This is a genomic window from Alteromonas sp. NFXS44 (genome assembly GCF_040148705.1).
Classification (GTDB): Bacteria; Pseudomonadota; Gammaproteobacteria; order Enterobacterales; family Alteromonadaceae; genus Alteromonas.
In genome coordinates, this window is record NZ_JAGDEA010000005.1 from 200,721 (window position 1) to 222,115 (window position 21,395).

Here is a 21,395-nt window from a genome sequence, read left to right on the forward strand (position 1 = left end):
AAATTACTCTCTACGATTTAATGCCAAAAACCTGCGCTTCTAACCGTGCGATTTTCTGCGCCAGGGAATCCGGGTCGATTTTATACTCACCACTTTGAATGGCTTTCTTCAGTTTGTCGACCTTTTCCTGATTGACCGGCGCCTCAGTGCCTTTCTTCTGTACCTGACTTAACTGCTGAGCAGACTGAGTCAGTGAGACAGAATCCTGACGCGGAGCCGTCGTCTGTGTATTTTTCGCCGCAGCTTCCTGTTGCTGCGCCGTTTGTGTCTGTGCCTGCTGATTATTCAGCTTTGCATTGTCAATGGGCGCCTTAGGAGTTCCATTGTTAACATTGTTGATTGCCATAAATTTTTTCCACTACCAATATCACCTCATACACGTTATCGGCCTGAACTGGCGCATCTTTAACCCTTTTTCAGTGTTTTTTACTGTTTCAGGCTATAAATTCACAACCACTGTTTGCGTGCTGGCAACTTCAGCGATAAGCGTCTTTTTCGACGATGCATTAACTACCTGAATACTATCGCCTATTACCCCGTCCTGTCTAGCAATGCCGGCTGTTTTCACCTGCATTCCCGCGGCCTGAGCACGGATAGTGATGCGATCACCTTTACAGACAAAGCATAGCATATTTGCCTGTACAGGCTGGCCGTCACGGACCCGTCTTTTCATCCTCGCGCCGATAAGCTCTTTTTGCGACATGTAACTGGTGTGCCGCAACTGGTTAATGTCTACTTCAGCCAGCTTCAGGTTTGCTGATGTCAGCACTGTGCCCGGACTGATTAGACCGGATGTCACCACCACTGTACGGGTACGGGCAACCCGTGCGTTGGTAAACAGATACCAGTCGTTATTGCCGCAACTCACTCTCACGGAAATGTAGGACTGGGTGAGGGCGCTGCTGTCTGCGTGATACTGAAAAGGTGTATGGCAGACAGGGATCTGAATGCGGTCATCAACTGGTACAATACTTACCTGAATATTGTCGTCGCCGTGAGCGTCACCAATTGCGCTTAACAGATAAGCCTGAGCTTCCTGCTGAATTTTTTCCCGCATCTGCGCTGAAGATTGGGCAAATGCCGGAATACTGGCTATGTTTAGCATCATCAGCAACATAACCATCAGCAGCCTGCTTAAAGATTTCTGCAATAATTTCGATAACTTTTTCTGCATGATGACTTTTTTCGTGTTCAGTTCATTGTATTTTGACTATGATTAAAAGCAGAACCCTTACATTCGTAACGGTTAAAGTGTCACTTTTTTGGCGATTCTGTTTTAAAACATTAAGTGATATGGTTAAACGCAATGTTCGTGCCCAATTTAAATTAGAGGTGATGTATGTCAGGCATTCTTGATTCCGTTAACCAGCGCACGCAGTTAGTGGGGCAGAATAGGCTGGAGCTACTGTTGTTCAGACTTAACGGCCGTCAGCGCTTTGGTATTAACGTGTTTAAAGTGCGGGAGGTACTGCAGTGCCCGCCATTGACAGCAATGCCTAAATTAAATTCACTGGTACGGGGAATCGCGCATATCCGCGGGCAAACCATTTCTGTCATCGACCTTAGCATGGCAACAGGCGGCAGACGAATTGAAAACCTCGAAACAGCGTTTATCGTTATCGCCGAGTACAACCGCTCAGTACAGGGCTTCCTGGTTGGCGCGGTTGAACGCATTATCAATACGAACTGGGATGCCATTATGCCCCCGCCTCAGGGTACGGGTCGCGCCAGTTATCTCACCGCCGTTACAGAAGTGGATAAAGAGCTGGTGGAAATTCTGGACGTAGAAAAAATTCTTAACGAAATTTCTCCGCTAAAAGCTGAGGTCAGTGCCGATGTTATTGCCGGACTGAATACCACTGCCCAGGAAGATAAGATTATATTCATCGCCGATGACTCTTCTGTTGCCCGCAGTCAGGTGAAGAAAGCACTGACGGCACTGGGACTGAAAATGGAGCTTGCTAAAAATGGCCTGGAAGCATTGAACCGACTCAAAGAGATTGCTGCCGAAACCGGAGATGTCACAGATAAAGTGGGCGTACTGGTTTCCGATATAGAAATGCCGGAAATGGACGGATACACACTGACGGCTGAAATTAAAAACACCCCTGAATTGCAGAAATTAAAAGTGGTCCTGCACACGTCATTAAGCGGGGTATTCAATCAGGCGATGGTGCAAAAAGTCGGTGCCGATGATTTCATTGCGAAATTCCATCCTGATGAACTTGCTACTGCTGTAGGTAAATGGTTGTCTAACTGATTGACGAGGCCGGGGAAGCTTGAAAAATAAAGAAGTGTCTGCCGACAGTTACCGTCAATTCGGAACTTTTCTGCAGCAACAGTGTGGCATTTCATTAGGCGACAACAAGCAATATCTTGTCCGTAGCCGCTTGTCGTCTTTGATGTACGAATACGACTACGACAGCCTGGATGGCCTGATTGCAGCAGTGGTACGCGGTGGGAACCGTAATCTGTTGCAATCCGTCCTGGATGCCATGACCACCAACGAAACCCTCTGGTTTCGTGATAATTATCCCTACGAATTACTCATCAATAATATCTTGCCGCTGTACGCCAGTGAAAATCGCCGGTTGCGGGTCTGGAGTGCTGCCTGTTCCTCCGGGCAGGAGCCGTACTCCATCGCTATGTCAGTACTGGAATTTCAGCGGCATAAACCCGGCGCTTTGAGAGCCGGCGTGGAAATTACCGGCACCGATTTGTCGTCGGCTATGCTGGAAAAGTGTAACAAAGGTGTGTATGACGAACTTTCTCTGGCCCGCGGGTTATCGGCAGAACGCCGTCAACGCTATTTCTCTCCCAACAGTGAGGGGATGGTTCAGGTCAATGAGGAAGTACGCAGAATGGTTTCTTTTAAAAGCCTGAATCTGCTGCACAGTTATACGGCCCTGGGGCGCTTCGACATCGTATTTTGCCGTAATGTACTGATCTATTTTCCGGCAGATGTGAAACAAAAGATACTGCAACAAATTGCCGCCCAGATGCAGCCCGGGGGGATTTTGTTCCTCGGCGCTTCCGAATCTATCGGTGAAGCCGGATCTCACTTTACCATGGTGAAGTGCCATCCCGGCCTTTACTATCAAAGAAATAAATAATCTCCTGACGCCCCGCCCAGGGCGTCAAAAAATACTTGGCACTTCATTTGCAAAGTTCTCAACGATAAGAAAACGACGATTCATACTCTGAGTCTCTTTTTAATTCGATGTTGTTGAAATCTTTGCCTGTGGAGTGTTTTACATGGCCATCAACCTAGACAATCTGACCGGTTTCCATAAAAAAGCGCTGGATATCAGAGAGCAGAAGATGGAAGTGATTGCCGGTAATCTGGCAAACGCAAACACCCCCGGCTACAAAGCCCGCGATATAGACTTTAAGCAAGCCATGGAAAGCGCCCGCAGTGAACAGCGCCAGGGTTCTTTGCAACGCACTCATGAAAATCATATTGGTGGCGGTCTCAATATCAACAGCTTCGACATCGATTATCGAATCCCAAATCAGCCCGACACCGGGGACGGCAACACCGTTGAAGTGCAGGCTGAAAGAAATGCCTTTCTGGATAACGGAATGAGATACCAGGCAACCCTGCAATTTCTCGAAGGAAAACTGAAAGGTATGAAGAAGGCCTTAAGTGGAGGGCAAAGTTAATGAGCCTGTTTAATGTCATGTCCATTTCCGGTACCGGTATGGAAGCAGAAAGTGTTCGTCTGAACACCACCGCCAGTAACATTGCTAATGCTAACAGTGTCAGCAGCAGTTACGAAGAAACCTACAAGGCACGCTACCCGGTTTTTGCCGCAGAACTTGCCAGAGCATCTGATGAACAGAGCAAAGGCGTGGGTGTTGAGGTTAAAGGTGTAGTGGAAAGCGATGCACCTCTGCAAATTGAGTATGCACCGAATAACCCCATGGCTGATGAAAACGGTTATATCTACAAGCCCAACGTCAACATTGTCGAGGAAATGGCAAATATGATGTCTGCTTCGAAAGGCTACGAAACAAACGTTCAGGTTGCTGACACAACCAAACGTATTTTCCGTCAGGTACTGCAGCTTGGTCGCGGTCAGTAATAGCGCTGAGCAGAGGGTATTTTCGTGAGTACTATTTCAAATACGACCGGCTTAAATTCAGAGCTCTACTGGCAGGAAGAAGGTGTAGCTGTTGCCGATGGCAGCGAACAGCGCCTGACCCAGGAAGACTTCTTCTCACTGCTTACCGAGCAGCTGGCAAATCAGGATCCAACCAAACCGGTGGATAACGATCAGATGGTTGCCCAGATGACATCTTTTACGATGGCAGACGGGATCTCCCAGTTGAATGAAAAGTTCGAATCCTTTGCCGCGTCTATGACCTCCAACCAGGCATTGCAGGCTTCCAGTCTGATTGGTCAGCAGGTGCTGGTAGAAGGTAATGTAGGCTATATGGCAGAAGAAGGTGCCGGCTTCAGTGGCGTACTGGTTAACGATCAGACCGTTCAGGATCTAAAGATCACCATCGAGAATCAATATGGTGAAATTGTTAAGACCATTGATGCGGGAACGCAGGCGGCAGGAAATATCCAGTTTAACTGGGACGGAACAGACACAAACGGCAATCCTATGCCGGCCGGAGAATATGTGGTTAATGCTAACGGCACCGTTGACAATGAAGGAACATCTGTTCCTACTGCTATTAACCGGCAGGTAGGCAGTGTCAGCATGACTGGCAGCAGTCAGGGCATTATTTTGAATTTGGCGGGTGATGTGAGTATCAATCTCAGCGACGTCATCCAGATAGGCAGTTAACAGGAGAAAGAGTTATGTCTTTTAATATTGCACTTAGTGGCGTTGCAGCCGCGCAGAAAGATCTCGACGTAACCGCCAATAACATTGCGAACGTCAACACGGTGGGCTTTAAAGAGTCCCGCGCAGAATTTGGTGATGTCTATGCATCGTCATTGCTGGCAGGCGGTAAAACAAAAGTCGGTGACGGTGTTTTGACACAAGATGTGGCACAGCAGTTTTCTCAGGGTAGTTTACAGTTTACTAATACTTCTCTGGATCTTGCGATCACCGGGAATGGCTTCTTTGCTACTGTGCCTGAAATCACATCACGGGACTTCTCATTTACCCGTGCCGGACAGTTCAAGCTGGATGAAGATAACTTCGTTGTGAACAGTAATGGTGACAACTTATTAGGATTTCCGGTAAATACAGATGGCACCAGTTCATCTGTAGCATTAAGTACTACCATCCCCGTACGCATTCCTGATTCATCCGGTTCGCCGCAACAAACAAGCGAAGTGGATATCCGGATGAACCTGCCGGCAGGGGATCAGGCACTAGACCCTACGATGTTCAATCCGGACGATCCGCTGACTTATAACGCGGCCACATCGGTCACCGTTTATGATTCACTGGGTGACAGCCATGTAATGACTTACTATTTCATCAAAGACCCGGCGGCTACAACCACTAATGACTGGTATGTTGCTACTGCCATTGATGACAATCTTGTGGACCTGGTGAATTCTGACGGAACGAACTCAGACCCGGCTACCGCGACGAACGTGGTTGGTACTGCAAGTGGTTCAGCAGTCACCGTGGCGAAAATGTCTTTCAGTCAGGGCGGTGATTTTGTGGGCATTGAATCGCCGGATGGTGTGGCTCAGACTAACCTGAAGATTCAAACTGAAGCCTTAGGTGGAACTATTCTGTCAAACGGTTCTGATCCGTCACAACAAATTGCAATAGACTTCAACCTGGATCCGGCGGGGGCAACCACCAACGAACCGACTCAGTTTGCGTCAGCGTTTGAGGTTACTTCACTGGAGCAGGATGGTTTACCGGTAGGCCGTTTGACGGGTATCGATATCGGTGCCGACGGTCTGGTTCGGGCGACCTTCTCGAACGGGACTTCTGAGCCTATCGTACGGGTTGCGCTGGTGCGCTTTTCAAACGAGCAGGGCCTGACCCAGCAAAGCAGCACTCAGTGGAAAGAATCAATTGCTTCCGGTGAGGCACTGGCTGGCGAAGCCACAACCGGTACTTACGGTGAAATTAACTCATCAGCTCTGGAGCAGGCGAACGTTAACCTGACTACCGAACTGATTGACCTGATTATCGCTCAGCGTAACTTCCAGGCGAACTCACGGGCGCTGGAGGTCAATAATCAGCTGAACCAGACAATTCTGAATATCCGTTAATACCTCTGTGGTATAACATTCAGGCAGGCCGGTTTTCCGGCCTGTTTTATTTCCGCAGCGGGGCGTTCACTCACATTCTGCACGCTGAAATTTACCCTCCGCCCGTGTTGTCGGGCGAGGAAACTTTGTCAGCAAACCGTCAAACTTTCTCTTCTTTACGTCAATTTACTTTTGGCATTTGAATTGCAGTTGTCACTGTAAGGTTCATAAAAACGTCAAAAGTCAGTCATGGATAAATTACTCTATATTGCTGCAAGCGGCGCCAAGCAAGACCTGCTGGCCACCGGAGTGCGCGCCAATAATCTGGCTAATGCGCAAACCACCGGTTTCCGTGCGCAGCTTGAACAGGCCAGAGCTATGCCGGCATACGGCGAAGGTTTGCCGACCCGTGTATTTTCCATGACTGAAAGCCCGTCTAATAACTACGAGTCCGGTGCGATGGTGCAGACCAACCGCGATCTGGATGTTGCTATTCAGGGAGACGGCTGGTTTTCCGTTCAGGGCGCCGACGGGCAGGAAGCTTACAGCCGTGACGGCAGCTTTCAGCTTGGTGCCGACGGCATGCTCACAGACATGCACGGCAACATTGTGATGGGTGACAACGGGCCAATTTATCTGCCTGTGCCACTGGATAATCTGAATATTGCAATGGACGGCACCATTTCCACCCGCCCTGTTGGCGCACCGGAGAATGTGTCGGAAGAGGTGGGCCGGTTAAAGCTGGTTAACCCCGATCTGAATAACCTGGAAAAAGGGTATGACGGTCTGTTCAGAACCAAAGACGGCGCGGCAGTTGATGCCGATGCAAATGTTATGGTCAGAACGGGCATGCTGGAAAGTTCCAATGTGAATGCGGTTGATGAGATGGTCAATATGATCAGTCTGCAACGCCATTATGAGATGCAGGTCAAGCTGATGAAAGAAGCTGACCAGCTGTCGACTCAGGGCAATCAGCTACTTCGCATAATTTAATTTTTAACTAACGACCACATGCTGTTGCCGGTGGTCAGGAGGTCGATATGCATCCTGCGTTATGGATTAGTAAAACTGGGCTAGACGCCGCACAAACCGACGTTGCCGTGGTATCCAATAACCTGGCAAACGCCTCAACAGTAGGCTTCAAGAAAGATCGTGCGATCTTTGAAGATCTGCTGTACCAGAATATCAATCAGCCGGGCGGACGTTCGTCGGCCGACACTGAATTGCCTTCAGGCCTGATGCTGGGCTCCGGTTCAAAAGTGGTTGCTACGCAAAAAGCCCATACTCAGGGCAATATGCTGACTACCGAAAATGCACTGGATATGTCTATTCAGGGCCGCGGATATTTTGAAATTCTGCAGCCTGACGGCACCATTGCTTATACCCGTAATGGTCAGTTCACCTTAAATGACCAGGGGCAAATCGTCACATCCGGCGCAGGTTTCCTGTTGCAACCTGAAATTGCCGTACCGGAAGATGCCCAGCAAATCACTATCTCACAGGATGGCGAAGTGTCGGCATCGGTGCGCGGTCAGGCAGAGCCTCAGGTATTGGGCCAGTTGAACGTGTCAGATTTTGTTAACCCCACCGGTTTACAACCTACCGGACAAAACCTGTTTGTGGAAACCGCATCCAGCGGGGCGCCGATTCAGGGCGTGCCGGGTTTACAGGGGCTGGGTACGATTTCTCAGGGCACGCTGGAAACCTCCAATGTGAACGTCACGGAAGAACTGGTAAACCTGATTGAAAGTCAGCGTTTATATGAGATGAACTCAAAAGTAATTTCTTCCGTTGACCAGATGCTTGGTCAGGTGATTCAGCAGCTTTAACAGGTGATGTCATGCGAATTTTTGGTTTTATCGCAATCAGTGTAATGCTGGCGGGATGTAACAGCACCCCGCAGCCACCGGCCCAGGCGAATGATCCTGCGTTTGCTCCGGTGATCCCCGATATTCCCCGGGAGCAGATCACAGAGGACGGTGCACTGTTCCGCCCGTACATGGCAAACAGTTTGTATTCTGATGTGACCGCGCGTCGGGTAGGCGACATCATTACCGTTACGCTGAGTGAAAATACCGCGGCGTCGAAAACGGCTGATACCACAACAGCGAAAAGCACCGGTGTGGATGTGCAGCCAATAACCGGTCTGGGTGGCGATACCATTAATCTTGGAAGCCAGTCCATTCAGTTCGGCCTGAATTCGTCGAATGATTTTACCGGCAACGCCCAGGCGAACCAGAGCAACAGCCTTTCCGGAGCTATCTCGGTTACCGTGGTTGATGTGATGCCAAATCAGAATCTGGTGATCCGGGGAGAAAAATGGCTGACGCTGAATCAGGGCGATGAATATATCCGTCTGACCGGCATTATCCGTCCAGCGGACATTAGTCCTGAGAACGAAATTGTGTCGACAAAGATAGCCAATGCCCGCATTCAGTACAGCGGTACAGGCAGCTTTGCACGGGCACAGGAAAAGGGCTGGCTTACCCGCTTTTTCTCTTCCGACGTGTGGCCTTTCTAGGAGCGACGTATGCCAATTTTAAGATTTCTCCTTACAGCTGCTGTGATATTTACAGCCCCTCTTGCTGACGCACAACGCATTAAAGATGTGGCCAGTATCCAGGGCGTGCGGAGCAACCAGCTGGTGGGGTACGGACTGGTTGTGGGTTTGCCTGGCACCGGTGAACAAAGTCCGTTTACCGAACAAAGCTTCCGCACTATGCTCAGCAACTTCGGTATCAGCCTGGATCCGAATACTAAGCCAAAAATTAAAAACGTGGCAGCAGTTGCCGTACATGCTGAACTGCCGCCGTTCATCAAGCCCGGTCAGTCTATCGATGTGACTGTATCATCTGTGGGCGAAGCCAGCAGCCTGCAAGGCGGCACATTGTTGCAAACCTTCTTAAAAGGGGTTGACGGAAAAGTGTACGCCGTTGCTCAGGGCAGCCTGATAGTAAGTGGTTTCGGTGCCCAGGGCGGAGACGGATCACGCATAGTGGTGAATACACCTACTGTTGGCCGCATCCCGAACGGTGCGTTTGTTGAGCAGACTGTTCCTTCCGGTTTTGCCAACGGCGACACCTTAACACTGAATCTGCACTATCCGGATTTTTCTACTGCAAAGCGGCTTGCCGATACCATTAATGAACGTCTTGGTGCGCAACCGGATCAGGGCTATACCATTGCCACACCTATTGATGCTGCATCTGTCCGTGTTACCGCCCCCCGTGATGTGGGTCAGCGGGTTGGTTTTCTGGCTACGGTGGAGAATTTTGATTTCGAACCTGCTGACGCACCGGCGCGGGTGGTTATTAATAGCCGTACCGGCACCATTGTTATCGGTCAGGATGTGGTACTGCTGCCTGCAGCTATTACCCACGGCGGATTAACGGTGACGATTGCTGAAAACCAACAGGTGTCTCAGCCGAATGCACTTGCAGACGGAAATACCGTAGTGACGACCCAGTCTATTGTGGATGTGGATATGGCAGACAGCCGTATGTTCAAGTTTGAGCCCGGCGTAACACTGGACCAACTGGTACGTGCCGTGAACGAAGTGGGTGCCGCTCCGGGCGATTTGATGGCAATCCTTGAAGCCCTGCGTCAGGCCGGCGCGCTTCGTGGTGAACTGGTGATTATCTGATGAATCTGCAAAACACTTCCCAAAGCCAGTTAGAAATGGCCCGTAATGCCAGTGATATCAGCGGGCTTAATAACCTGCGTGAAGCCATGGCAAGTGGTAACGGTGAAGTATTGCAGGAAGCGGCACAGCAGTTTGAAGCGATTTTTGTGCAAATGATGCTGAAGTCTATGCGCAAAGCCCAGGATGCTCTTGCTGATGAGGACAGTCCGTTTAACTCTGAGCAGGTTAAGTTCTACCGCGATATGCACGATCAACAGCTGGCCGTGGACTTATCCAGTAATGGCGGGCTCGGTCTGGCTGATTTAATTGTGAAGCAACTTGGTCAGCAGGACCCGGACTACCGTCCGGCAAGTACCCTGCGCTCCGACGGCAACCTGTCGTCAATCAATCGTGAAAGGGCAGAGGCAGTAAGCCGTGCTCAGGCAACAATGCTGGACTCCGCGTCTGCCGGTTCACAATCCGCCTACAAGGCCGCAATGTTCAGTGACCAGCAGGACTTTGTAGAAACCCTCTATCCGTACGCAGAAAAAGCCGCAGAAGCACTGGGTACGGATGCCAGAGCCATTATCGCCCAGGCTGCCGTTGAGACCGGCTGGGGCCAGTATGTTATTCACGATAAGCACGGCAACAGCACGCACAATTTGTTTGGTATCAAAGCCAACAACCAGTGGCAGGGTGAGCAGGCTGTAGTTGATACGCTGGAATTCAGTAATGGTGTACCCGAACGGCGCAAAGCAGCCTTTCGTCAGTATGATTCTCTGGAATCCGGACTGGCTGATTACGTTGATTTTATCCGTACTCAACCCCGTTATCAGCAGGCAGTGGCAAAAGGTGCAGATGCATCGCAATACTTTAATGAATTACAACAGGCCGGTTACGCCACCGATCCGCAATACGCCAGTAAAGTGATGGCTGTTTACCGCAGTGATGCAGTACAGGGATATCAGCCATGAATACCGGACCTGCTCAACCTTATGATGTTCTGTTACGGAGTGTCACACCATGATCCGCACTGACCTTTTTAATATTGCTAACAGTGGGGTTACCGCCAGCAGCAAATTGCTGAATACAACGTCGAATAACATAGCTAACGTAAACACGGAAGGCTACGTCCGCGAGCGCACGGTATTTGAAAGTACAATTCTAGGTGGTGTGGGTAAAGGCACAACGGAACGGGTTATCAGCATTTTTGCGCAAAACCAGTTACGCCGTGATATTACCTCTGTCGGTGAGCTGGAAACTTTCGTGGAGAAAACCAACTCGCTGGATAACCTGCTGGCCAGTGAAGCCAACTCCATTGCTGACGGTCTGAGTCAGTTTTTTTCTGCCATACAAACAGCGTCTGATGACCCGACTAACCTTGCTTCACGGGAAGCGGTGCTGGGTAAGGCTTCGGGATTGTTGTCCCGCATGAGCACGTTATCTGACTTCATGGAAGCGAAAGAAGAAGAGCTGAACCTGGAATTCACCAGCCAGATTGAACGGGCGAACAGTTTGATTGCCAGTATCGGTGAATTAAATACCGCCGTTTTGACAGCCAGAGGCGGTAGCGGCGAAGAACCCGGAGCATTGCTCAACGAACGTGACAAGGCGATCAACGAACTGGCTGAGCTGATGTCAGTGGAAGTGCGTGAAAACCAGTATGGTTCAGTGGTGGTAAATTTATCATCCGGAGAGTCGCTGGTACTGGAAGATGGCAGTTTTAATTTGTTCGAGCTGGGCAATGATGCCGATCTGACTTTCAAAGAACTGCAACTCACCACCAATTTTGCTAATAAACAGAATACTGCCATCAACGTGAATGAAAAAGATCTTGGCGGTTCGCTGGGTGGCTTGTTCCGTTTTCGCGATGAAATTCTCGGACCGGCACAACGGGATATTGGCCAGATGGCGCTGGCGATGGCTGATGCGGTGAATCAGCAAAACCGTCTTGGTATGGATTTAGATCTGCAGCTTGGCGGTAATATTTTTTCCATGCCGGAGTTTACCGGTTTACCGTTCAGCGGAACACCGGATAACTTACCCGTACGGGCACAGGTAACGGCAGGGCAGGGTAATCAGCTTACTGATGCAGATTATAAAATTACCGTCGATGCGGTAAACGGCGCAGGCTTTCCCACTTCGGTGACGGTTGAGCTGTTAAATGGTGACGGTACGCCGAAGAAAGACGCTTCCGGCGCTGATGTGGTATTTTCCGGGATCTCAGTCGGAGCCGGTTTCAACGAATTGCTGGGTGGCATTGAGGTCGAGTTTCAGGCTGCTACGGGCTACAGTGTCGACAATGAATTTTTGATCCAGCCGTCAAAATATGCGGCATCCGATCTCACGCTGGCAACGGACCGGCCGGAAGATCTCGCCTTTGCTGCTCCACTGCGGGCAGAAGCCAGCTTATCTAACCTTGGTGATGCCACGGTCAGTAAAGTGTCTATAAGTAATACTACAGTTGATGCTGCCTTAGGTGCTGAGGCGTCAGCCTTTGACGGCGCCGGCGGTATACACAGTGCGGCAGCCGCACCGGGTGGTACTGTCGGAGCGCCGGCGCAAATCGTATTTACCTCTGCCAGTGATTTTCAGGTGCTGGACGATGCAGGTAACGTCATAACCAATGTATCCGGTGTGACCAGTTTCGACAATTTGCTGGCACAGGCGGAAGCAAATGGCACAGGGCCGGCATGGCCGGCCGCGTTCAGTGCGCTGGATGATTATCCCGGTTACGATGTCAGCCTGAGCGGCATTCCTGTTGCGGGAGATTCTTTTAATCTGACCTATAATACTGACGGGATTGCTGACAATACTAACGCCGAAGAAATGGCGGCGTTACAGCGTGAAAGCCTGGTACAATTAAGCAGTGACAGTTCGAATAAACAGCGTACTTTTCATGATGCTTATTCGTCGCTGGTTGGACGGGTTGGTGAGAAATCTGCTACGGCACAAATTTCTCTGGATGCCGCAGAAGCGATGAAAGTGCAGTCGGAAAACTGGTTTGATTCCACATCCGGCGTGAGTCTGGACGAAGAAGCGGCGAACCTGGTTCGCTATCAGCAATCCTATGCTGCGGCAGCCCGCATTCTCACCACGGCTCAGGAGTTGTTCGATACGATTTTATCGGCAGCGAGGTAATGTAACTTATGCGTATTTCAACTAATCAGATTTACGATCAAAATATCCGCGCCATCATGGATAACCAGAAAGGCCTGGCAGATACTCAGGAAGCGCTGGCGACGGGGAAAAAACTGAATCGCCCCAGTGACGATCCTGTGGGAGCTGCAAAGGTTATCCGTATCACCGAACAACTCGATAAGCTTACCCAGTATCAGCGTAACAATGACTTGTTAACTAATGCCCTGGAACAACAGGAAGCAGTACTGACCAATATTAATGATTCGTTGAACCGTGCCCGGACTCTGGTTGTGCAGGCGGGCTCCGGCATCATGACCGACGAAGATAAACGGGCAATCGGCGTGGAACTCGAGCAAATCCGTAATGAGGTGTTCGACTTGATGAACACGCAGGATGCTGCCGGTAATTATATTTTCGCAGGCTATCAGTCGCAGCAGCAGGCTTTCACCTTCAATCCCGCAGCCACCGGTAATGCTATTTTCTATACCGGCGATTCGGGGGCGACATCAGTGAGGCTTTCAGACAGTGTGACGGTGCAGCGCAGCACGTCCGGACAGGAAGTGTTTGAAAATGTGCTCAGTCGTTTTGATTTCACTGTAACCGGTTCTGCCGGCGCCACCGTGCAAACGGCGAAGGTGGGAGAGCAGGGCACGTTTGATCAGTTTTACGAAAAAAATTATGACCCGGTGACAGCGGCAAATAATAATTACCAACTGACAGTACTGGGTACCGGACAGGTACAGTTAACGAATACCGGTACCGGTGCTGTGGAAGGAACGGTAGATTTTACGTCCGGAGAGCCGTTCACGATTAAAGGGATGGCATTTACCCTTGACGGAACCACCGGAGACACGGTGAATTTCTCTCTGGATACGCCGGTGAAGAAAAACGTTGCTGAAACGCTGAATGATATCGCCAATCAGCTGATTAATGATTCGTTAAGCGGCGATGCGTTAACGGATGCCCTCGGCGATGCGCTGGTGGGTCTGGACAACGGCATGGAACGTATTAATCTTGAGCGTTCATCGCTGGGGGGCCGGATGAACGTGGCGGAATCGATATATGAAACTAATCTGGATTTGGAAATCACCGCAAAAGATGCCCGCGCACAGATTGAAGAAACCGATTACGCAGAAGCTTCAGCAGAGTTTGCTAAACAGGAAGCTGCGCTTAGCGCAGCCCTGGCAACATTCCCGAAAGTCTCAAACCTTTCCCTGTTTAATTATATCTCTTAACTTATTCACGCCTGAAACCCGTGCGAAATACACGCGGGTTTCATCGTCGGTATGGCCTGAGTAATAGCTGACAAACAGTGTGTCGTCCTGAATCACAAGGCCGGGATAGCTGTTATCTCCACCGGACGGTAATGTGAGGCAGGGCACCAGTGAAGCCTTCGCCAAATCCAGCAACCAGATTTGTGTCACCAGTTTTTTTCCCGTCCACTGTCTTCCGGCTACCAGTGCATATCCCTCCGTCAACATTACCATAACAGGTCCGCCAATATAGGTTTTTAAATCCCGCCAGTACCAGCGGTTATACGGTGGCTTACTTGTGCCTAACTGCGCGGTAAAACTGTCTGCATCGCGTCTGACCAGTGCGGTAATCACACCGTCACTGCTTATGTGCATGTCACTTTCATTAGGGTAGCCCAACTTATCTCTTGCCAGAGACATCGCCGGGATCGGATGACGCTGCATATTTTTGCCGGGATGACCGGTAAATAACGCCAGTTGCTGAGGGCCGCCATGGTAAGCAAGACCCAGCGCTTTGTTGTTTTGCCATACAATCCGCCATAACCACCAGTGTTGCTCACCAAAGAAACGGGGAGAGGACCAACTTTTTCCGGAGCCGGAAAACCAGTTCACCATCTGAAAACGGTGTCCCCGTGTCGCCTGAGTCACCGGACGGGCAAATGCAATTAACCATAATCGCCCGTTATCATCGCGGGAAAGTTTAGGATCCCGCAAATCGTAACCCGGTAATGAAAATCTCTGCCTGTTTGTCACCTGTCCGTCACCGGTCACCGATGTCACTTCAATCCTGCCATCGTCACTGACATGGGTCAGTGCCTGGCGGTAACAGCAAAGAAATGTTTCACCATTTTCTATCAGCCCGGTAAAGGCGGAGTGGGCATACGGGCTGGATATGCGGCAAAGACGATCAATTTTTAAATTTTTTTCGGGCATAGAAAATAGTTATAAAACCAATGTGTTAACTAAGTATAGGCGGCAAATGTCTGCCGCTCTACGGCAATTTTTGTATTTTTTTATTAAAGGGAAATCCTCCTATGTCGATAACACTACTGAGAGAGCCAGTTCATCAATTACCCCTCAGGTTTTGGTGACTACTAATTTGTAATCGCCGGTTGTTCCGGCAGCCAGCCCTGCTGGACTGAGAGTGTAGGAGAGACTTATGTCTTTGTACGTCAATACAAATGCGTCTGCATTAAACGCACAGCGTCAATTATTTGATGTTGGTAATTCCCTGAGCACCTCTTTTGAGCGTCTGTCATCTGGTTTCCGGATTAACAGTGCAAAAGACGATGCCGCTGGTCTGCAAATCACAGACCGTATGACTACCCAAATTCAGGGCCTGAATCAGGCCGTCCGTAATGCCAATGACGCGATTTCTCTGTCACAGACAGCAGAAGGTGCGTTAGATGAGACCACAACTGCGCTTCAGCGTATCCGCCAGCTTGCGGTTCAGTCTCAGAACGGTATCAACAGTTCTGCTGACCGTCTGGCGCTGCAAAAAGAAGTGTCTGCACTGAAAACAGAGATCACCCGTATTTCTACGGACTCTCAGTTCAACGGTGTTGATATCTTAACCGGTGGTTTCTCAGCGCAGTTCCTGGTTGGTGCGAATGCCGGTCAGACTATCTCTGTAAACCTTTCTGCTGCCAATCTGGCGGGCATAAATGGCTTCAGTGCCGGTGGCCTGGGCATGAGCGATGCGACTGTTGCTACCGTTGCCGGCGCGTCAAGCGTGCTGGACGCCGTTGACAGCGCAATCTCTGCGATTGGTGGTGTACGTGCTGACTTAGGTGCGCTGCAAAACCGTTTCCAGTCTACTATCCGTAACCTGAGCAGCATTTCAGAAAACGTATCTGCAGCACGTTCACGTATCCGTGATACTGACTTCGCTTCAGAAACCGCTGACCTGACCCGTAACCAGATTATCCAGCAGGCAAGTACTACAGTATTGTCACAGGCTAATCAGCGTCCACAGGCAGCCTTACAGTTACTGGGTTAATCACCCGTATAGCTGAAAACGCATGGGAATGAAGCCGGGAGGTAGTGACTCGTAAGGCCCTTTGCGTGAGAATACGCTCATTCTCTCCTAACGAAGAGCGGTTGGCCGGACAATTTGTTCGGCCATTTTTTCCTTTAAAATCAATCATCCTCAAAAAATCCAATCTCTTTTCTCTGCTTTTTTTAAAAAAAGGCTAAAGGAAATTTCGTCCCCGTACGATACATAAAGCAAAGGGGCACGGAACAAAAATAATAATCATCCGGCTACCCTCAGAAGAACAATAAAGTGACACGAATAAAAACAATATTTGTCACCGCCGGGAAAGAATAAAAGCAACATATCCGGCAGCAAAAATCGTTAGGAGATGACAGGTAAGTGGCAATATTTTGACAAGCCCGCTTACTCCGGCAAAACAACCGAACATTGCCGGCTATCATCAGACCAGACAATTTTCCTCAAAAAATCAGAAGAATAAAGGTTAGGGAAAATTTGGTTTAATAGTGATAGTAAGTGCTTACTAGTTGATGGGGCCGACCGGCAGGAATGAAGCCAGGAGGTAGTGAGAGGTATGAGGTCTGGAACAACATACCTGCCTGTCAGCAGAGCGTGACGCTCAACTCCCGGGAGTGACCCGGAAGTGTCAGAGAATTATCACTGACATAGCTTATCTAGCATACGCTGTGCCAGATTTTAAAAAACCGGTGTTGATAAAAAAGATAAATACAACACTTATTTAAATTGTTAGGAGAGACCCATGAGTCTGTATGTAAACACCAACGTGTCATCTTTGAATGCACAACGACAATTGTTTAACACTGGAAATTCACTGACAACTGCGTTCGAACGCTTGTCTTCCGGTTTCCGTATCAACAGTGCCCGCGACGATGCTGCAGGTCTGCAAATCTCTGACCGTATGACGTCGCAAATCATGGGTCTTGATCAGGCAGTTCGTAACGCAAACGACGGTATTTCACTTGCTCAAACCGCTGAAGGTGCGATGCAGGAAATTACCAACGCATTACAGCGTATTCGTGTACTGGCTATTCAATCCCAGAACGGTATTAACAGTTCTGCGGACCGGCTGGCACTGCAAAAAGAAGTATCTGCGCTTAAGTTTGAAATTTCCCGTATCGCACAAACTACCCAGTTTGCCGGTGTGGATATTTTGACGGGCGGTTTTTCTTCAGCCTTCCTGGTCGGGGCGAACGCCGGGCAAACAATTGGTGTGAATATTTCACGTGCCGGTGGGTATGGCTTCTCTGGTCTGACTAATGGTAATAGCCAGCTTAACGTGCTTACTGAGTCTAACGCTTCGGTGACTTTGACTGCAATTGATGCGGCTATCTCCAATATTGATGCTAAACGGGCAGATCTCGGTGCGATACAGAACCGTTTTCAGTCAACTATCCGCAACCTGAGCAACATCTCGGAAAACGTATCAGCGGCAAGATCCCGCATTCGTGATACAGATTTTGCCACGGAAACGGCAGAGCTTACCCGCAATCAGATCCTGCAACAGGCAAGTACAACTATACTGTCACAGGCAAACCAGCGTCCGCAGGCAGCGTTATCTCTGCTCGGAGGTTAATAAGGAATAGAGCGCTATACCCTGCGTAATTATAAAGGGTAAAAAATGGGGGGTAGGAAATGAGAGGCCAGCCCATGAAAAACGGCCCCCGGGTGGGGGCCGTAGCAAGAAAACGCCGGCTAACAGGACTGAGAGGTAGAAGTGTTGGTTGAGAGGCCAGTTAATTCTACTAATTTTCCTGCCAGCCGACTGGAAACATTTTAAAAGTTTGCTCTATCTCCTAACGTGAGCAAATTGGCCGGAACATCTGTTCCGGCCTTTTTTATAGGATGTACCGGAACACCGTAATTTGCTTCTCTTTTTAAGAGCGAAACTTTTTCATCAAACGTCGATGATGAATCCCCCGGCATTATTTTCATACCTGAAGTCTTCATTCTAATCTTAGCATTTCCTGTGCCAACTAATTGTCAAATTGTTGGCGTTTGCATCAGTTATGTACTTTCTCAGATACACAAGTTGTGCCAGTTATACTTTTCTATTTTGCACATTTTTGCCCGTTCGCAAACTAAATATCTTTATCAATACTCCTCTAAAACTACTTTTTAGCTGTTTTTAATTATATAAAATCTTTATGATTCAATGGCTTGAAATTATTTTAAATTTTTTTCGAAAAAAAGCTAAAGATCCTCAAGAAGTCGCCGATACCTATAGCTGAGGGGTAATTTAATTACTTTAATGCGATTCACCGAATGTGTTCGCTAAGAGGGGATTCAATGGGAGTAGTGACCCGGAGAATCTGAACAGGAAGGATTTGATTGTAGCATTGTATGCAACGGATCCCCAGGAGGTATTCAAATGTCTTTATACGTAAATACAAATGCTTCTGCTCTCAACGCACAGCGTCAGTTGTTCGATGTAGGCAATAAGCTAAGCACATCTTTTGAAAGACTGTCGTCAGGTTTCCGCATTAACAGTGCTGCTGATGACGCAGCCGGTCTGCAAATTTCCGATCGTCTGACTACGCAGGTTCAGGGTTTAAACCAGGCCGTGCGTAACGCAAACGATGCTATCTCATTAACGCAGACTACTGAAGGTGCGTTAGCTGAGGTAACAACCAGTTTACAGCGTATCCGTCAGCTTGCTGTTCAGTCACAAAACGGCATTAACAGTTCTTCTGACCGTGCGGCGCTGCAAAAAGAAGTAGCGGCACTGCAAACTGAAATTTCCCGTATCTCTACCGACACTCAGTTCGGTGGTGTTGACCTGCTGAAAGGCGGTTATTCTGCCGCGTTCCTGGTAGGTGCAAATGCTGGTCAGACTATCAGTGTTAACCTGTCACGCAGTGGCGGTTACGGTGCTTCCGGTCTGGGCGTTGGTACATTGTCAATTGCTACTGTAGACGGTGCAACTTCCGCTTTAACGGCCATTGATAACGCCATTTCTACTATCGGTGCTGCACGGGCAGACCTGGGTGCATTGCAAAACCGCTTCCAGTCTACTATTCGTAACCTGAGCAGTATTTCTGAAAACCTGTCAACTGCGCGTTCACGTATCCGTGATACTGACTTTGCGTCTGAAACTGCAGAACTGACCCGTAATCAGATCATCCAGCAGGCGTCTGTTTCTGTGCTGAGTCAGGCTAATCAGCGTCCACAAACAGCTCTGTCTCTGCTAGGATAATAGTAGAGAGCCGTACTTGAAAGGCTAAGGGGAAACAGGGAGTTCTGTTTCCCGTCTGAGCCGTTTGAGAATGGAGGTAAACGTGGAAATTGCGAATTTACAAGTTGGCCAAAATTTTGCTGCTTCAAACCTTACAGAAGTGCAGTCTCAACGTGTGCAAACACCGGCCCCTGCAAACCAGGATGCATCAGCAACTGATAAGCAACAGGAAGAGCGTAATTCTTCCCGAAATGCTCAAGGTGTGACCGATGCTGCCGATATAGTAAGCAGAGAGGGTCAGGCTCAGCAAGACATCGAAGTTGCTGCGCGTGAGGTAGAAGCATTCCTACAGGTTCAGAATCGAAACCTGGCATTTTCTGTTGACGAAAATACTAATCGTTCAGTGGTTACTGTTAAAGATTCTGAGTCTGGTGATGTCATCCGGCAGATCCCTTCCGATGAAGTGTTAAAGCTCGCGGAACGGATTAAAACCTTGCAGGAAGATGTTGGCAGCAGTGTAGGAGTGCTGGTAAACAACAAAGTTTAAATGAGGTAAGCAAATGACTATTCAATCGTTAGGTGTTGGTTCCGGACTTGCGCTTGACGATCTGGTCACGCAACTGCTTGAGGCCGAAAGGACGCCAAAAGAAGAGCGCCTGAATGAGCGTGAAGATCGTATTGAAGCTGAAATTTCTGGTCTCGGGCAGGTTAAATCCTTATTGTCCGATTTTAAAGACGCAGTCGATAAACTGCGCAGCGATAACGACATCAATGGTCGTGAGCCTACTATTACCAATCCTGATGAAGATGTAGAGATCCTCTCTGCAGAAGCATCAAATTCAGCCCTGCGGGGCAGCTATGAAATTGCCGTGGAGCAGTTGGCAACGGGAAGCCGTATTGTCACTGATGACGGTAACTTTACTTCCTCTTCCGATACAATATTAAGTTCCGGATCAGGTTCCCTGACATTTAACGTGGGGGCATCCGGCGATTCCTTCACCATTAATGTGTCTGCCGGTATGACTCTGGCGCAGTTGCGGGAAGCCATTAATAACAGCGAAGATAACTTTGGTGTGAATGCCAATATTATCGACACGGGCACATCGGCCGGCCCCAAGCTGGTTTTCACATCTGATGTGACCGGAGACGGTAATGATCTGGAAATTGTCAACGACACCGGTGCGGCAGAACTTAACCGCGTGGCAACAAGCAGCTCAACTTCTGCCGGTTTAATCTCTTCGTCTAATATCACGTCTGCGACCAATGCACGGGCTACCATCGACGGTATCGTGGTAGAGAGCAGTACCAACGAATTTGAAAACACGATCCAGAACGTTTCTTTTGAAGCGGAGCGCGTGTCACCAAAATCGGCTGATGGCCTGAGCTTTCAGACATCAACATTAGAAATTGGTTACGACCGTGACGGCCTGGATAAAAAGATCCGTGATTTTGTCGACACCTATAACGGCGTCATCAAAGAGTTGCAGAACCTTACCCGTTACGGTGAATCAGAACTGGAAGACGATGGTGATCTCGCCGGCGACTCGCTGATGCGGGGCATCATGACCGGACTGGGTTCGATTGTCGGCGGCAGTGTTTCATCCTCTGCGCTTGGCGGTTTATTCCAGTTGGGTGTAGAGCTTAATTCCGATGGTGAGCTGGAAATCGGTGACACAGATTTCGGTCTGGGCTCCGGTAATGAGCGCCTTGAAGATGCACTTGAAGATAATTTTGACGAAATAGCTAAATTATTTACTGATGAAAACGAAGGTATTGCCGTTAAACTCTATGAGTTCACTGATCAATACACGTCATACAGTGGATTAATCAGTTTAAGAGAGCGTGCAGCGAAGGATGACCGGGATCAGCTTTATGATGATCGTGAGCGTCTGGAATTAAGAATGGCAAACTACGAACAAATTTTGCGGGATAAATATCTGGCCCTCGACCAGACCGTTTCGCAATTGAATTCGACAGGCTCTGCACTGCTGGCATCTCTGTGATAAGTGAGGAAT

Annotated in this window: 22 protein-coding genes; 18 read left to right on the forward strand and 4 right to left on the reverse strand. The window is 49.1% G+C overall.

Annotated features, from left to right (window positions below; translation table 11 throughout):
• Positions 1 to 10: 10 nt before the first annotated feature.
• On the reverse strand, positions 11 to 346 hold the full coding sequence (gene flgM / locus J3369_RS06110; RefSeq protein WP_119500510.1) for a flagellar biosynthesis anti-sigma factor FlgM: 336 nt from the start codon (positions 344 to 346) through the stop codon (positions 11 to 13).
• Between the two features lie 93 nt (positions 347 to 439).
• Entirely contained in the window at positions 440 to 1,174 is a 735-nt protein-coding gene (gene flgA / locus J3369_RS06115; protein ID WP_349584992.1) for a flagellar basal body P-ring formation chaperone FlgA, read from the reverse strand.
• A 165-nt stretch (positions 1,175 to 1,339) separates the two neighbouring features.
• Between flgA and J3369_RS06120 the strand changes: the two genes are divergently transcribed.
• The 13 genes from J3369_RS06120 to flgL all read left to right on the forward strand — a co-directional run bounded on the left by J3369_RS06120 (position 1,340) and on the right by flgL (position 14,176).
• Positions 1,340 to 2,260, forward strand: a complete 921-nt coding sequence (locus tag J3369_RS06120; RefSeq protein ID WP_303574415.1) for a chemotaxis protein CheV — start codon at positions 1,340 to 1,342, stop codon at positions 2,258 to 2,260.
• Positions 2,261 to 2,279: 19 nt separating this feature from the next.
• On the forward strand, positions 2,280 to 3,113 hold the full coding sequence (locus tag J3369_RS06125) for a CheR family methyltransferase (protein WP_303574414.1): 834 nt from the start codon (positions 2,280 to 2,282) through the stop codon (positions 3,111 to 3,113).
• A gap of 142 nt (positions 3,114 to 3,255) precedes the next feature.
• Positions 3,256 to 3,663 carry a flagellar basal body rod protein FlgB gene (gene flgB / locus J3369_RS06130; protein ID WP_119500514.1) on the forward strand — a complete coding sequence of 136 codons (408 nt, stop codon included), beginning with the start codon at positions 3,256 to 3,258 and terminating at the stop codon, positions 3,661 to 3,663.
• Positions 3,663 to 4,085 carry a flagellar basal body rod protein FlgC gene (gene flgC / locus J3369_RS06135; RefSeq protein ID WP_119500515.1) on the forward strand — a complete coding sequence of 141 codons (423 nt, stop codon included), beginning with the start codon at positions 3,663 to 3,665 and terminating at the stop codon, positions 4,083 to 4,085. Before flgB ends, flgC begins: the two co-directional genes overlap by 1 nt.
• A gap of 24 nt (positions 4,086 to 4,109) precedes the next feature.
• On the forward strand, positions 4,110 to 4,799 hold the full coding sequence (locus J3369_RS06140; protein ID WP_303574413.1) for a flagellar hook assembly protein FlgD: 690 nt from the start codon (positions 4,110 to 4,112) through the stop codon (positions 4,797 to 4,799).
• A 14-nt stretch (positions 4,800 to 4,813) separates the two neighbouring features.
• Positions 4,814 to 6,199, forward strand: coding sequence for a flagellar hook protein FlgE (flgE, locus tag J3369_RS06145; RefSeq protein ID WP_303574412.1), 1,386 nt, complete (start codon positions 4,814 to 4,816; stop codon positions 6,197 to 6,199).
• Positions 6,200 to 6,427: 228 nt separating this feature from the next.
• Complete coding sequence (gene flgF / locus J3369_RS06150; RefSeq protein WP_119500518.1) at positions 6,428 to 7,171, forward strand: flagellar basal-body rod protein FlgF; 744 nt, start codon at positions 6,428 to 6,430, stop codon at positions 7,169 to 7,171.
• A 47-nt stretch (positions 7,172 to 7,218) separates the two neighbouring features.
• A complete protein-coding gene (flgG, locus tag J3369_RS06155) occupies positions 7,219 to 8,007 on the forward strand; it encodes a flagellar basal-body rod protein FlgG (protein WP_349584999.1) in 789 nt (262 codons plus the stop codon).
• 11 nt (positions 8,008 to 8,018) lie between these two features.
• Complete coding sequence (flgH, locus tag J3369_RS06160) at positions 8,019 to 8,699, forward strand: flagellar basal body L-ring protein FlgH (RefSeq protein ID WP_119500520.1); 681 nt, start codon at positions 8,019 to 8,021, stop codon at positions 8,697 to 8,699.
• A gap of 9 nt (positions 8,700 to 8,708) precedes the next feature.
• Positions 8,709 to 9,821 (forward strand): flagellar basal body P-ring protein FlgI, encoded by a 1,113-nt coding sequence (locus J3369_RS06165; protein ID WP_303574411.1) that lies wholly within the window; start codon positions 8,709 to 8,711, stop codon positions 9,819 to 9,821.
• On the forward strand, positions 9,821 to 10,774 hold the full coding sequence (gene flgJ, locus J3369_RS06170) for a flagellar assembly peptidoglycan hydrolase FlgJ (RefSeq protein WP_502877414.1): 954 nt from the start codon (positions 9,821 to 9,823) through the stop codon (positions 10,772 to 10,774). The genes J3369_RS06165 and flgJ overlap by 1 nt, the downstream gene beginning before the upstream one ends.
• A gap of 49 nt (positions 10,775 to 10,823) precedes the next feature.
• Positions 10,824 to 12,941, forward strand: a complete 2,118-nt coding sequence (flgK, locus tag J3369_RS06175) for a flagellar hook-associated protein FlgK (protein ID WP_349585003.1) — start codon at positions 10,824 to 10,826, stop codon at positions 12,939 to 12,941.
• A gap of 8 nt (positions 12,942 to 12,949) precedes the next feature.
• Positions 12,950 to 14,176 carry a flagellar hook-associated protein FlgL gene (gene flgL / locus J3369_RS06180; RefSeq protein WP_349585006.1) on the forward strand — a complete coding sequence of 409 codons (1,227 nt, stop codon included), beginning with the start codon at positions 12,950 to 12,952 and terminating at the stop codon, positions 14,174 to 14,176.
• Here flgL and J3369_RS06185 read toward each other — a convergent pair.
• A complete protein-coding gene (locus tag J3369_RS06185) occupies positions 14,144 to 15,127 on the reverse strand; it encodes a hypothetical protein (protein ID WP_349585009.1) in 984 nt (327 codons plus the stop codon). The two genes, flgL and J3369_RS06185, sit on opposite strands and share 33 nt — an antisense overlap.
• A gap of 226 nt (positions 15,128 to 15,353) precedes the next feature.
• Here J3369_RS06185 and J3369_RS06190 point away from each other — a divergent pair, with 226 nt between their 5' ends.
• On the forward strand, positions 15,354 to 16,193 hold the full coding sequence (locus J3369_RS06190) for a flagellin N-terminal helical domain-containing protein (protein ID WP_303574407.1): 840 nt from the start codon (positions 15,354 to 15,356) through the stop codon (positions 16,191 to 16,193).
• Positions 16,194 to 16,947: 754 nt separating this feature from the next.
• Positions 16,948 to 17,781, forward strand: coding sequence for a flagellin N-terminal helical domain-containing protein (locus tag J3369_RS06195; protein WP_303574406.1), 834 nt, complete (start codon positions 16,948 to 16,950; stop codon positions 17,779 to 17,781).
• Positions 17,782 to 17,981: 200 nt separating this feature from the next.
• Here the strand turns inward: J3369_RS06195 and J3369_RS06200 are convergent, their stop codons facing one another.
• Positions 17,982 to 18,155 (reverse strand): hypothetical protein, encoded by a 174-nt coding sequence (locus J3369_RS06200; RefSeq protein WP_349585013.1) that lies wholly within the window; start codon positions 18,153 to 18,155, stop codon positions 17,982 to 17,984.
• A gap of 421 nt (positions 18,156 to 18,576) precedes the next feature.
• On the opposite strand from J3369_RS06200, the gene J3369_RS06205 reads away from it, so the two are divergent.
• The 3 genes from J3369_RS06205 (at position 18,577) to fliD (ending at position 21,383) form a co-directional block, all read left to right on the forward strand.
• Entirely contained in the window at positions 18,577 to 19,401 is an 825-nt protein-coding gene (locus J3369_RS06205; protein ID WP_349585016.1) for a flagellin N-terminal helical domain-containing protein, read from the forward strand.
• Positions 19,402 to 19,483: 82 nt separating this feature from the next.
• Positions 19,484 to 19,927, forward strand: coding sequence for a flagellar protein FlaG (locus tag J3369_RS06210; protein WP_303574403.1), 444 nt, complete (start codon positions 19,484 to 19,486; stop codon positions 19,925 to 19,927).
• Between the two features lie 13 nt (positions 19,928 to 19,940).
• Positions 19,941 to 21,383, forward strand: coding sequence for a flagellar filament capping protein FliD (gene fliD / locus J3369_RS06215; protein ID WP_303574402.1), 1,443 nt, complete (start codon positions 19,941 to 19,943; stop codon positions 21,381 to 21,383).
• Positions 21,384 to 21,395: the final 12 nt, after the last annotated feature.